Annotated in this window: 11 protein-coding genes; 6 read left to right on the top strand and 5 right to left on the bottom strand. The window is 56.7% G+C overall.

The genetic code is table 11. The features are described from left to right. Positions 1 to 9 precede the first annotated feature (9 nt). Positions 10 to 990: a 5-dehydro-2-deoxygluconokinase gene (iolC, locus tag DS906_RS14240; RefSeq protein ID WP_113790798.1), complete on the bottom strand. Its 981-nt coding sequence runs from the start codon at positions 988 to 990 to the stop codon at positions 10 to 12. Between the two features lie 115 nt (positions 991 to 1,105). Here iolC and DS906_RS14235 point away from each other — a divergent pair, with 115 nt between their 5' ends. Next, positions 1,106 to 2,209 (top strand): Gfo/Idh/MocA family protein, encoded by a 1,104-nt coding sequence (locus tag DS906_RS14235; protein ID WP_113790797.1) that lies wholly within the window; start codon positions 1,106 to 1,108, stop codon positions 2,207 to 2,209. Positions 2,210 to 2,248: 39 nt separating this feature from the next. Continuing rightward, entirely contained in the window at positions 2,249 to 3,382 is a 1,134-nt protein-coding gene (locus DS906_RS14230) for a Gfo/Idh/MocA family protein (protein ID WP_113790796.1), read from the top strand. Here the strand turns inward: DS906_RS14230 and DS906_RS14225 are convergent, their stop codons facing one another. The 3 genes from DS906_RS14225 to DS906_RS14215 all read right to left on the bottom strand — a co-directional run bounded on the left by DS906_RS14225 (position 3,383) and on the right by DS906_RS14215 (position 6,476). Then, positions 3,383 to 4,381: a LacI family DNA-binding transcriptional regulator gene (locus tag DS906_RS14225; RefSeq protein ID WP_113790795.1), complete on the bottom strand. Its 999-nt coding sequence runs from the start codon at positions 4,379 to 4,381 to the stop codon at positions 3,383 to 3,385. Between the two features lie 268 nt (positions 4,382 to 4,649). Continuing rightward, a complete protein-coding gene (locus tag DS906_RS14220) occupies positions 4,650 to 5,534 on the bottom strand; it encodes a hypothetical protein (protein ID WP_147235261.1) in 885 nt (294 codons plus the stop codon). A gap of 27 nt (positions 5,535 to 5,561) precedes the next feature. Continuing rightward, entirely contained in the window at positions 5,562 to 6,476 is a 915-nt protein-coding gene (locus DS906_RS14215; RefSeq protein WP_113790793.1) for a LysR family transcriptional regulator, read from the bottom strand. A gap of 101 nt (positions 6,477 to 6,577) precedes the next feature. Between DS906_RS14215 and DS906_RS14210 the strand changes: the two genes are divergently transcribed. From DS906_RS14210 to DS906_RS14195, 4 genes are all read left to right on the top strand, one after another. Then, positions 6,578 to 7,537: a tripartite tricarboxylate transporter substrate binding protein gene (locus DS906_RS14210; protein WP_113790792.1), complete on the top strand. Its 960-nt coding sequence runs from the start codon at positions 6,578 to 6,580 to the stop codon at positions 7,535 to 7,537. A 69-nt stretch (positions 7,538 to 7,606) separates the two neighbouring features. After that, complete coding sequence (locus tag DS906_RS14205; RefSeq protein ID WP_113790791.1) at positions 7,607 to 8,074, top strand: tripartite tricarboxylate transporter TctB family protein; 468 nt, start codon at positions 7,607 to 7,609, stop codon at positions 8,072 to 8,074. Positions 8,075 to 8,080: 6 nt separating this feature from the next. After that, on the top strand, positions 8,081 to 9,595 hold the full coding sequence (locus DS906_RS14200; RefSeq protein WP_113790790.1) for a tripartite tricarboxylate transporter permease: 1,515 nt from the start codon (positions 8,081 to 8,083) through the stop codon (positions 9,593 to 9,595). Beyond that, positions 9,588 to 10,694: a lyase family protein gene (locus tag DS906_RS14195; protein ID WP_113790789.1), complete on the top strand. Its 1,107-nt coding sequence runs from the start codon at positions 9,588 to 9,590 to the stop codon at positions 10,692 to 10,694. The genes DS906_RS14200 and DS906_RS14195 overlap by 8 nt, the downstream gene beginning before the upstream one ends. Before the next feature lie 63 nt (positions 10,695 to 10,757). Here DS906_RS14195 and DS906_RS14190 read toward each other — a convergent pair whose 3' ends face one another. Beyond that, on the bottom strand, positions 10,758 to 11,534 hold the full coding sequence (locus tag DS906_RS14190) for an enoyl-CoA hydratase-related protein (protein ID WP_113790788.1): 777 nt from the start codon (positions 11,532 to 11,534) through the stop codon (positions 10,758 to 10,760). Position 11,535: the final 1 nt, after the last annotated feature.

Raw genomic sequence — 11,535 nt, 5'->3', positions numbered from 1 at the left:
GAGGGTTTCCTATGTCGTTGGGCCGGGATGGGACGCAAGAAACGCGTCCAGCTCCGACGTTGTTGGCATGGCTGGGGCGCAGCCGGGCTTTGACACAACGATCGAGGCGCAAGCCGAACCGCGCATGACTGCATCCTTAAGCTCGCTTCCAGCGGCGATCGAGGCCAGCAACCCCGCCATAAAGCTGTCGCCAGCACCGTTGGGTTTGACGGCCTCTACCGGATAGATGCCGGTTTCGATTTCCTGACCATCCACCAGAGTCACTGCGCCTTTTTCGCCCATCTTGTAGATCACGATCCGTCCCGGTTTCGCCGCCAACTCCTTGGCTTTGGCGAAGCCTTTGTCGATGCCGCCAGCCATGAACCCAAATTCTTCGTCATTGCCGACGATTAGATCGCATGCTTCGCCCGCGCGCGACAGGACTTCGGCGGCAACCTCAGGTGATGGCCAGCTGTAAGGACGGTAGTCGATGTCAAAAATCACCGGCACCCCCGCCTTGCGCGCGTTGTCGAACGCGCGAAACGTGGCGCTGCGCGAGGGTTCAGCGGCAAACACCGTTCCGGCAGATATCACGGCTGAAAATTTGCCGTAGTCGACCTTGTCCATGTCATCCTCGGTCACTTGAAAGTCGACTGCGCCGTTGCGGTAGATGACATTCTGAAATTCTTCGATCCGGCTTTCGTAAACGGCCAGAGACATGCGGTATTCACCGCCGACGACGCGGATAAAGGACGTGTCTACACCGTAATGAGCAAGTTTATTCAGGCAGAAGCGGCCAACCGCATCATCTGAGATCGAAGTGACCAAGGATGCCTGGCTGCCCAGTTTGACCAACCCCGCGCAGATATTTGCTGATGACCCGCCCAGATCGGCGTGAAACGTGTCGGCGTCTTCGCTTTTAACACCAACGGGATCGGCATACAGGTCCATGCCCGCGCGTCCAAAGACCGCGAACCGGTTTCCTTTGATACCGTCTATCAAAGCGCTCACGTCATGTCCTCCGGCAAAAATGGGCTGGCGAGGATCGTTGGTCCTTGCGTTGAATCGATTCACACGATACTGATTTTGCAACCGGTTGCAAATACATTGTTCGGAGCCGTTGCAGATGCCTGAAATCGGAATTGGAATAATCGGCGGCGGCTATATGGGCAAAGCTCATTCAGTCGCGATGTCAGCCGTAGGCGCAGTGTTCAACACTGCGTTGCGGCCACGACTTGAGATGATTTGCGCGTCCACGCCTGAAAGCGCCGAGCGATACCGCGCGGCTTACGGCTTTCGTCGTGCGACCTCGGATTGGTCTATGCTGGTCAATGATCCGGCAGTGGATGCCGTCGTGATTGCCTCGCCTCAAACAACGCACAGACAGATTGCAGAGGCCGCATTAGCCTTGGGCAAGCCTGTGTTGTGCGAAAAACCACTGGGGTCGTCGCTGGATGATGGGCGCGCGATGGTTTCCGCCGCCGAGACCGCAGGCGTCACCAATATGGTCGGGTTCAACTATGTCAGAACGCCCGCAACACAGTTTGCCCGCCAACTAATAACTGGCGGAGAACTGGGGGACATAACCTGGTTCCGTGGTGAGCATACCGAGGACTTCTACGCCGACCCCGACGCCCCGGCCACATGGCGGACGTCCGGAATGGCCAACGGCACGATCGGTGATCTTGCCCCGCATATGGTCAACGGTGCTTTGGCCCTGATTGGTCCGATTGTCGAGGTTATGGCCGAAGTCGAAACGGTTCATACTGAGCGCCCAGGCGGCACCGTCACCAATGATGACCACGCGCAAATCATGTGCCGGTTTGCCAGTGGCGCCATGGGCAATATCTATGTCAGCCGGATCGCGACAGGTCGAAAGATGGGCTATGCCTATGAAATTACAGGCACCAAGGGTGCAATCCGGTTCGATCAGGAAGATCAGAACGCCTTGTGGCTTTATCGACGCGAAGGACCAGAGGAAGAAAGAGGTTTCACCAAGATACTGACGGGTCCGGCGCACCCCGATTACGAGCCATTCTGTCAGGGCCCCGGTCATGGAACAGGTTATCAGGACCAGATCATCATCGAGGCCAAAGATTTTCTTGAGGCCATTCACACGGGCAAATCAATCTGGCCCACATTCCGCGATGGGCATGAGGTCAACTGCGTCCTTGCCGCCGCGCTGAAATCGTCGGAGCAACGGCAGTGGCAGGACGTCAGTACCGTCTGAACACAAAAACTAAGAGATCATCTAAGAGAGACGAGAACCATGGCAAAGCTGAAATGGGGCATGATTGGTGGTGGTGAAGGCAGTCAGATCGGACCCGCCCACCGGTTAGGAGCGTTGGCGGATGGGATGTTTGAATTCGCCGCCGGAGCGCTGGATCACCGCCCCGACATAGGGCGAGAATATGCGCAACGACTTGGAGTGGCGTCGCATCGTGCCTATGGCGACTGGCAGGAAATGCTGGCCGGCGAAAAGGACCGTCCCGACCGGGTTGATCTGGTGACCATCGCCACGCCGAACTCCACCCATTTTGAGATTGCCAAAGCATTCCTTGAAGCAGGGTTCAATGTGCTTTGTGAAAAACCGATGACGATGACCGTGGAAGAGGGCGAAGAGATCGTCCGCGTTGCAGAGGCCTCGGGCAAGATTTGTGCGGTAAATTATTGCTATTCCGCCTATCCGATGGTGCGCCAGGCGCGTGCGATGGTTCGCGCCGGGGATATTGGAAAGGTGCGTCTGGTTGTGACGAATTTCAGCCATGGCCACCATGGCGACGCGACCGACGCCGATAACCCGCGCGTTCGCTGGCGCTATGACCCGGCGATGGCAGGTGTGTCTGGCCAATTCGCCGATTGCGGTATCCATGCGCTGCACATGGCCAGTTTCATCAGTGACGATGAAGTCAAAACCTTGTCCGCAGATATGGCATCGACCATTTCAAGCCGCGAACTTGAGGACGACGCCATGGTCAACTTCCGAACGGAGGGCGGCGCGGTTGGCCGGCTGTGGACTTCGTCCGTCGCGATCGGGCGGCAGCACGGATTCGACATTCAGGTGTTTGGTGAAACCGGAGGTCTTCGCTGGACGTCCGAGCAGCCCAATCAGTTGATCTATACTCCTGTCGGTGGCCGTACGCAGATCATCGAAAAAGGCGAGGGCGGTCTTCACGGCGACGCGCAGCGATTGTCCCGTGTGGCGATTGCCCATCCCGAAGGGTTCCCGCTGGCCGTGGCCAACATCTATTGCGATCTTGCCGACGCTATTCGCGGAGAGGCACGTGATGGTCTGCCGACACCTGCCGACGGGGTGCGGTCGATCGCAGCCGTGCATGCCGCAGTGGCGTCGGCGAAAAATAACGGGGCATGGACTGACGCGCGCCCGCCGATGTTTCGCTGATCAGGGTCGGGGCCGCAATGTGCCCCGCTCGATCACACGGCACGGGAAAATACGGGCCTCGGGGTAACGCTCGGGGTCTTTCAGCATTTCTTCGACCAGATCGACGGATGCGGTAATGATTTGCTTGATCGGCTGATGAATCGTCGTCAGGTCCACGCTTTCCCAGCGCGACATCTCCATGTCGTTCAGGCCGATGATACCGATATCTTTGCCCGGTTTCAGCCCGTGATCGGATAATGCGGATAGGGCACCTATGGACAGAATATCGTCGCCGCAAAAGTAACCCTCTGCAGGGCCTTCCGCCAATTGCTGAAGCATTTCTTCCCGCCCGGCTTCAAATGAATAGGCGCCTGCGAAGCAATGCGTCACTTCGAGTTCTGGGCGCTTTTCAACTTCTTCCATGAAGCCGCGATACCGATCCATCGCCGATGTCGCATCTTGCGGGCCGCCCAGATAGCCGATACGACGATACCCCCGCGACGACAGCTCGCGCGCGGCCATGCGTCCGCATTCAACGTTGTCTATGCCTACAACATGCACCTCAGGTGACGTCGCTGATCGACCGAAAGTGTGCACAACCGGAACACCTGCATCGTGGAACGCCTTGGCAAAGCTGGGCGGCAAGGTAGATGAGGCGACAATGGCAGCATCCACAGAATATTGCCTCAGCATTCGGACCGAGTTTGTCGGCTCGGTTTCATCGGTCAGGTTCACGATCAGCGGACGCAGTCCGCGTTCCTGCAGGGCGCGGGTGAACTGGTCAAAGACTTCAAGAAAAATGGGGTTGTGGAAGTTGTTGGAAATCAGCCCAATCAACTTGGTCCTGCCGGTGGTGAGGGATGAAGCCAAGGCGTTTGGGCTGTACCCCAGTTCGGCCGCAGCCTTTTCCACCTTGCTACGTGTCTTTGGCGAGACGGATGCGCCTTCGGTAAAGGTCCGCGACACGGCAGAGCGGGATACACCGGCCAGTGCGGCCACTTCTTTTAGGGTCACACTCATGGCTGGCACCGATGGGTTCGGGGATGGCTTGCAGTCAAATTCATGGGAAAATACTACGCCTTATCGCGTCTAGTTTGCAATCGGTTGCAAGGCTGTGCTGAAAAGACGTTGGGTTCCTTGCAGAAGGGCATGCCAAGGCTTTGACACTCCGACTTGGATGCAATCTGTAAGTCCAAGCGTTGTATCGAAGGTGTTATCAGCATGCGCTCCGCACTTAACGACCCTGACAATGCGTGGCCAGCAACCTGAGAAAACCCCTTCTCCGAGCTCATTGAAGCAATGACCATTCAAGACGGTTATCTCCGCACACTTCAGCCCGAACGCGCATTGCCCCGCTTTTGGTGGGCGCGGTGACGATTGTGCCTTCTTTGACTGGCGACAAGGGTGTTGCCGTCCATCGCAGTCTTTGTTCCGGGGTAACATGCTTAAGAGGGCGCTGCAGGCTGGGTTCTTCGTAAAAAACGGGGCGGTTTGGTGCATGAACATTCAGGGATGTCATCTTGTAGGCGGTGAACACATCAAACGGCTTGCTCCGTTTTATGGCCGCCCGCATGGAATGCCGCCACGCATCCAGACCTGCTGGTGACACATAGAGAATAGCTATTGCTCCGGCCATAGAATGCAGTCGCAGCCAATCGCTGTTCTCAGTCGAAGCGAGTGCAAGGTTGTAATGCGCGCGGTGGCCGAAGCTTTGAACATAGCGACGTGTCCAGGGAAAGCAGCCGAAGGGTGAAATCCCCAAATAAACGATGTCCGCATCTTTTGGAATTTCGGGAATGGTCAGATCTTCGGTCAACGCGGAGACATCATCCTCCAGAACCAATGCCGGGAGCGTTTTGAGTGACTCAAGCGCTGCAAGGTGGGCGCGGGCGCAGTTTAAGGCATGGCTTTGTCCGGTGCTGCCTTCTGAAAATGAAAAACTGATGCCGTGCTTGTTCATCAAGTTGGTCATATGAAGCCGCCTGCTTTTGTTATCGGGTAAATTGATGACCCGGCAGTCTGAAACGATTGCGCTCAACTTCTTCATTCTGGTGTCCGTCAGCCGCGCCACGCAATTCGCACAGCCGATGAATGATCGTGGATCGTGGATTTCAAGATGCTTGAGCATCGGATCTGTTGCAATCGTTTTTAGCCTATGCGGGGCATGGGACATGGATCTGAATCCGCCTGACAACGACTGTCAGGCAAGAGACAAAGTTGGGCTGTTCTTGCATAGCTCGGACGCCTGCCAAAACAGAACATCCTCAAAATCCTGAAGCGCCTGTGATTTCGCCTGTGTCGCGGGGTACAACAAACCAAAGGTCATCCACCGCTCTGGTGCGATCGGAACCAGGGCCAGACGTTCTTTTGTTTCCTGTGCTGCGACCAGTTCGTCGGCAATCGTGATGCCAGCACCTTCTGCGACAAGCGAACAGGCAAGCTGGGACGCCGCGACTTCACAGGTATGTCTGGGATTGACGCCCGCAGACCGGAAGATGTCATCAAGCTGTTCGCGCAATAGAAGCCCGTTCATCAGCCGAATGACCGGCTCGCGGGCGAGATCAGTGGCGGTTACCGACTTGCGATCAGACAATGCATGCGCAACAGGTAAAACAGCCTGCGCCCGCACCCGCAGCAGGGGTTTTGTCCTGACGCCCGGATGCTCGACCGGCAATGCCCCGATTCCGATGTCATATTCACGACCGGCAAGCCATTTGCTGGCCTCGCGCCGCGCCCGGATATCCAGAGTTACGTTTGTATCAGGGTGGGCTTGTAAAAACATCGCAAGCGCCGGTGCCGAAATTGCCCTTGCGATACGCGGCATCGTGACCACGCGCAGTGTTTCCGTACGTCCGGCTTTAATCTCTGCAGCGATGCGGGGCACTTCATCAAGGTTGTCCAAGATACGCCCCGCTTCGCGGTAGAACGCCAAACCCTCACGCGTGGGTGTTAGATTGCGGCCACTGCGGTCAAACAGTGTCAGGCCCAATTCTGCCTCAAGCCCAGAGATCAGTCGGCTGATTGCAGGCTGACTCAGGTGCAGGATTTCAGATGCGGCCACGAGCGTTCCTTCGGAAAGGGTGGCACGAAAGGCGCGAAGGGCTTTGATATTCATTAGGCAGACTCTTTACTATTTTGCAAGATAAGATAACATCTTTGCATTTTTATTAACACTAAATTTAAGCTAAATAAAATCGCATCTTTAGGGAGGATGCTATGAAGCGTAGAACAATTCTCACTGCTGTTCTGGCGGCAGTAACCGTGACTGCAACAGCAACAGCAAGTTTCGCAGCCGACTGGCCGAAACGTCCGATCAACCTGGTTGTTCCATACAAAGCCGGCGGCGGTACAGACGCTTATGCCCGCGCTATTTCGGCAGCAGCCGAAGGGATTCTGGACGTTCCAGTTGTCGTCGTGAACAAACCCGGCTCGGGCGGTCTGAATGGTGCGAACTCGGTCGTGGGTGCACGCCCCGACGGCTATACTTTGATGATGACGTCGGGCGGTTCGTTCCTGTTGTCGACCATGACACGTGACACCGATATCGATGCACTGGACAGCTTTGAGTTTGTTGCTCAGGTCGGTCAGCTGCAAACGTCGCTGATGGTGCCGCTGAACAGCCCGTTCGAGTCCGTTCAGGACGTGATCGACGCGGCCAAAGCCAACCCCGGTCAACTGCGTTGGGCCCATTCGGGTCGCGGAGGCTTCCACCACGTTGGTGGCATGGGTTTCCTAGCCAGTAACGGCATCGAAGCTCAGGACGTACCGTTCAAAGGTGGCGGGCCGACCCGTGCTGCACTGATCGGGGAACAGGCTGACTTTGGTTTCCTGGGTGTTCAGCAGCTGGCAGGGTTTGAAGAGCAGCTTCGCGCCCTGGCGGTTAACAGCCAAGAACGTGATCGCATCATGAAAGACGTGCCTGCGTTTGGCGAACTGGGCATTCCGTTTGCCGCTGTTTCTTCGCCAGTGATCGTGTTCGCTCCGAAGGGCACACCGGCCGAGGTCGTTGCCGCGATGGAAACTGCGCTGGAGCAAATCGCCGCGAAACCCGAATTTGCCGAACTGCTGGCCTCGCGCGGAACAGGCCCGGTCTATCAGAATGGTGCGGACGCTAAAGCAACGCTGTCCGCCATGAAAGAGGACGCCGCTCCCCTGGTCGAAAGTCTGACCAACTAAAGTCCTCGGGGCCGGGTGGATATTCTTCCCCCGGCCTTTTTGTATCTAACGCAATCAGGGAGGAACGATATGCGCGCCTATGCAGAAGGCCTTGTGCTTGCCCTTATTTCCATCGTTGCCATTTGGGGCGCCTGGCAAGTGCCAGCAGCCTCGCCGGGGGATACCTGGGCTGGCATCGTGCCATTTTCAGCATCCATCGCACTGCTGTTTCTTTCCGGCTTGTTACTGTTAGGTGCCGTTCGGCAAACGGCAGGCGATACCGGTCAGGAACAGGATAGCGGAGCAACCCTGCAGATCATCGGCCTGTTCATCATCGCCCTGATCTATCAGCAATCATTCCGCTGGTTTGGCTATCTTTTGCCAACGGCGATCGCTGCGCCGGTCGTTTTGTACTTTTTCGGAGTTCGCAGCTGGATCAGTCTGGCGGTTTCCGTCGTTCTGTGCCCGTTGATCTTCCACCTCATCTTTTTTGTGCTGCTTGGTGTGTACCCGCCTTATGGCGAGGTATTTGACCTGCTCAGCTGGATACAGGGGTAATCCGTCATGGAAATTTTTCCCGCACTTCTTTCGGTCATAACCGACCCCAGTTTGCTGTTTGCCATCGTGCTGGCCGCAGCTGTGGGCATGGTTGTTGGGGCCACGCCCGGTCTGACCGCATCGGCAGCGATTGCCATGCTGCTGCCCATCACCTTTTACATGTCGCCACTATTCGCGCTCGCCTTCCTGTATGTGATCGGTAAGTCCGGTCGCTATGGCGGCTCGATCGCGGCAATTCTGTTCAACACGCCGGGCACTGCAGCCAGTGCCGCGACACAGATTGACGGTTATCCTCTTGCACGCGCCGGCCAGGCCGGCAAGGCGATGAAGGTCGCGACCATATCATCAGTCATCGGTGACCTCATGGGGGATATCCTGCTGGTCGTCGGCGTCGGTTTCATTGCATCTATTGCCCTAAAGCTTGGCCCGCCAGAAACCTTTGCGATCTACTTTGCAGCCTTCGTGGTCATCGGTTCGGTCATCGGCAGCTCAATCGTGAAAGGATTGGCATCTGCTCTGATGGGTATTTTGATCGCCATGGTCGGATTGGACCCCATCTCAAGCGAAGAGCGCTATACCTTTGGCTCGTTCGACCTGTCCAACGGGGTTGGCCTTGTGCCCCTGATGATAGGAGTATTTGTTCTGGGCGAGGTCTTTGCCCAATTGGAAACGCGTCGCAAGGCATCCGGCGAAACCGAAGAGAATGAAAGCACGGCAGACGGCAACAGCCTGACATGGGAAGAGTACAAACCTTGCTTGCCCCATGCGTTCCGTGGTGGCTTTATCGGCGCAGGCATCGGTGTGCTGCCAGGCCTGGGTTCGGCTATTGCCGCATTCATTTCATACGGTGAGGGCAAGCGCCGTGCCAAGAACCCCGAAAAGTGGGGCAAGGGCGCGCTGGAAGGTGTGGCAGCACCCGAAGCCGCAAACAACGCGGTATCTGGTCCGTCGATGGCCCCGCTGCTGACGCTGGGCATCCCGGGCTCGACGATTGGTGCAATCCTATTGGGTGTTTTCCTGATCCACGGCATCCAGGTTGGGCCAACCCTGTTTCTGACCGACAAAGAGCTGGTCTACAAACTGTTCGGGTGTGGGATGCTGGGTATCGTGGCCTATGGTCTGATCGGCTATTTCGGTGCCACTCAGGTTGCGCGAATTATTCTGAAGATCCCAACCAATGTCCTGTACCCGCTGATTTTCCTGACTGCGTTTGTTGCTTCGTATTCCGCGCGTGGATCAATGTTTGACGTGACGGTCATGACCTGTGCGGGCTTTGCTGGTTGGCTGATGCGCAAATACGACTTCAACGTTGCGGCATTCGTCATTTCGTTCGTACTGGCCAAAGGTGCTGAAGAAACATTCCGTCAGTCGTTGCTGATGTCGGATGGTGGCGCTCTGATCTTCGTTGAACGCCCGATCGCTCTGGCCTTCCTGGTCATCGGCGCAGGGGCAATTGCCTTCCGCGTCCGCGGGATCATGAAAGAGCGCAAGATCGCAAAGGGAGCGTTGGAAGATGCTTGAGCACTCCCTCTATCGCGACTGCTTTTCCAGCGCCGATATGCGGTCCGTCTGGTCGGAACACGCCACGATCTCGGCCTGGTTGAAGGTTGAACAGACGCTGGCCCGTCACCAGGCGCTGGAAAACCTGATCCCGCAAGAGGCTGCAGATGCGTTGGATGCGGTGTCGGTCTGCAATCTGGATACTGAGCGGTTGCACGAAGACATGATGCTTGTCGGGCGCCCAATCGTTGGTCTGGTCGAACAATTGCGAAGGCAGGTCGGTGAGCACGCGACAAAAGTCCACTACAGGGCGACAACACAGGACATAATGGACACCGCTCTGGCCCTGCAAATGAAGATCGGTCTGGAGCATATCCAGACCGGACTGCAAAGACTGACCAGCGCTATTGAGCAACATATCGATCAGCTTGGTGATACTGTCATGATCGGTCGCACGAATGGCCAGCATGCCTTGCCTATACGGGCCGAAACTAAACTGACCGTCTGGAAAGTTGAACTACAGCGGCGGGCACAAGCGTTGGAAGAAGCAGGCGTTCGCGGCCTGAATGTCCAGATTGGTGGCCCCGTTGGCGATCTGCGCGGTTACGAAAACGGGACAGGGCATCGCATCAAGGAAGGTGTTGCAGCCACCTTAGGTCTGAACATGGTGGAACCCCATTGGCAAAACGCCCGTGACGGGCTTGCCGATGTTGTAACTGCGCTGGGAGGGCTGTGTGCGACGCTGTGCAAAATCTCGCATAACGTCAATCTGTTGTCCTCATCGGATATTTCCGAATGGTCCGAGGTGCATGAAGCCGGTAAAGGCGCGTCTTCGGCCATGGCGCACAAACAGAACCAGCGCGCGTCAGAATTCGGAGAGGCCGTCGCCCGGCTTGGACGACAGCGGGCTGAACAGATCGGCGAATTCACTACCCATCAACACGAACGTTCGGGTGGTATGTGGATTGGCGAATGGATCGTTATTCCCGAGACGTTCTTGCTGACGTCGGGCGCTTTGTCATGGGTCGAAACGATCTTTGCGAACCTGGTTGTGGATTCTGAATCCATGGCCCGCAAGGTTACCGACTTTGAGTATAGCACGGCAGGGAAAACGCACTGAAGCGATAAGACTGGTCATATCACCGCTCATTTCTCGAGCGGTGATTGACGATGCGGGATAACATCACTGGGTCCTGCGCCTGAATTGGGGCTTACGCTTTTCCAGAAAGGCATTCATGCCTTCTTGTTGGGCTGGCAATCCATAAAGCGCGTGATACATCTGCCGCTCGAACCGCACACCCGATTCAAGTGTGCTCTGGTCGGCCATGTTTACGCAAGTACGCGCCATACTGACGATATCATCAGCATAATCCGCAATGGTTTCAGCCACCTCTTGCGCGGTGTCCAAAAGGGTATTCTGCGTGACAACTCGACTGACCAAGCCCATCTGCAGGGCCTCTGACGCGTCGATCATGCGCCCGGTCAGGATCATGTCCATAGCTCTGGCACGGCCGATCAGCCGCGTAAGCCGCTGCGTGCCGCCAATGCCGGGAATGCAGCCGATTTTGATTTCGGGCTGACCGAATTTCGCGGTGTCCGCGGCCAGAATAACGTCACACATCTGCGCAACTTCACATCCGCCGCCCAGGGCATAGCCGCTGACCGCCGCCACCTTGGCCAGGCGAAGCGCTGCAAACCTATCCCATTCGGCAAAGTAGTCACTTGCCTGCATGGTCGCGTAGGTTTGCACCGCAAGCTCGCCGATATCTGCCCCGGCGGCAAAAGCACGATCATTGCCCGTAAGGATCAGGCAGCCGATGCCGGGATCCTCGTCGAATTCGGTGGCGGCGGTCAGCACCTCATGCATGAGTTGTGTGTTCAATGCGTTCAGCTGATCGGGCCGATTGAGGCGGATCGTTGCGACCCGCCCCCGTGTTTCGGTTTCGATTGTCTCAAACATG

The organism is Ruegeria sp. A3M17, assembly GCF_003318255.1.
GTDB lineage: Bacteria > Pseudomonadota > Alphaproteobacteria > Rhodobacterales > Rhodobacteraceae > Ruegeria.
Note: the sequence above shows the minus strand (reverse complement) of the source record. Positions and strands in the feature narration are given on the sequence as shown.

What these genes read in the sequence shown, in the direction of transcription:
- DS906_RS14235 (WP_113790797.1), top strand. Translation starts at nt 1,106, where the DNA reads ATGCCTGAAATCGGAATTGGAATAATCGGCGGCGGCTATATGGGCAAA.
- DS906_RS14230 (WP_113790796.1), top strand. Translation starts at nt 2,249, where the DNA reads ATGGCAAAGCTGAAATGGGGCATGATTGGTGGTGGTGAAGGCAGTCAG.
- DS906_RS14225 (WP_113790795.1), bottom strand. Translation starts at nt 4,381, where the DNA reads ATGAGTGTGACCCTAAAAGAAGTGGCCGCACTGGCCGGTGTATCCCGC.
- DS906_RS14220 (WP_147235261.1), bottom strand. Translation starts at nt 5,534, where the DNA reads ATGTCCCATGCCCCGCATAGGCTAAAAACGATTGCAACAGATCCGATG.
- DS906_RS14215 (WP_113790793.1), bottom strand. Translation starts at nt 6,476, where the DNA reads ATGAATATCAAAGCCCTTCGCGCCTTTCGTGCCACCCTTTCCGAAGGA.
- DS906_RS14210 (WP_113790792.1), top strand. Translation starts at nt 6,578, where the DNA reads ATGAAGCGTAGAACAATTCTCACTGCTGTTCTGGCGGCAGTAACCGTG.
- DS906_RS14205 (WP_113790791.1), top strand. Translation starts at nt 7,607, where the DNA reads ATGCGCGCCTATGCAGAAGGCCTTGTGCTTGCCCTTATTTCCATCGTT.
- DS906_RS14200 (WP_113790790.1), top strand. Translation starts at nt 8,081, where the DNA reads ATGGAAATTTTTCCCGCACTTCTTTCGGTCATAACCGACCCCAGTTTG.
- DS906_RS14195 (WP_113790789.1), top strand. Translation starts at nt 9,588, where the DNA reads ATGCTTGAGCACTCCCTCTATCGCGACTGCTTTTCCAGCGCCGATATG.
- DS906_RS14190 (WP_113790788.1), bottom strand. Translation starts at nt 11,534, where the DNA reads ATGTTTGAGACAATCGAAACCGAAACACGGGGGCGGGTCGCAACGATC.